The organism is Onishia niordana (assembly GCF_004798965.1).
Taxonomy (GTDB): domain Bacteria; phylum Pseudomonadota; class Gammaproteobacteria; order Pseudomonadales; family Halomonadaceae; genus Onishia; species Onishia niordana.
This window is the reverse complement of record NZ_SDSD01000051.1, coordinates 1-281: the sequence shown is the minus strand read 5'-3', so window position 1 is coordinate 281 and position 281 is coordinate 1. Positions and strand designations below refer to the sequence as shown.

Sequence of the window (281 nt, the reverse complement as noted above, 5' to 3'; positions counted from 1 at the left end):
ATCACACAAGCTAATGGCATGTACCGCTCGACAAGAAGATTCAAATTTAAGGAAATATAATCTATGCTAAAAGCTGCATTATTTATATTCTCAACCAGAATCATCGAAAGATGAAAAAGATAATACGCAATTAAAATACAAGGAACGGCAAGAATCTTTTTCCAGTCCAATAGCTTGTTTTTTCTCCTCGAACGTCTCGTGACTTGCATCATCCAGATATCTTTATTCTTTACAAAAACAAGCGCCAGATAAGCAAGACCGAAAAATCCAACAATACGATA

Annotated in this window: 1 protein-coding gene; it reads right to left on the bottom strand. The window is 34.9% G+C overall.

Annotated elements, in window-relative coordinates; all coding sequences use genetic code 11:
- The coding region (locus ETC27_RS17915) for a hypothetical protein (RefSeq protein WP_205742772.1) at positions 1 to 281 on the bottom strand (281 nt) is incomplete at both ends.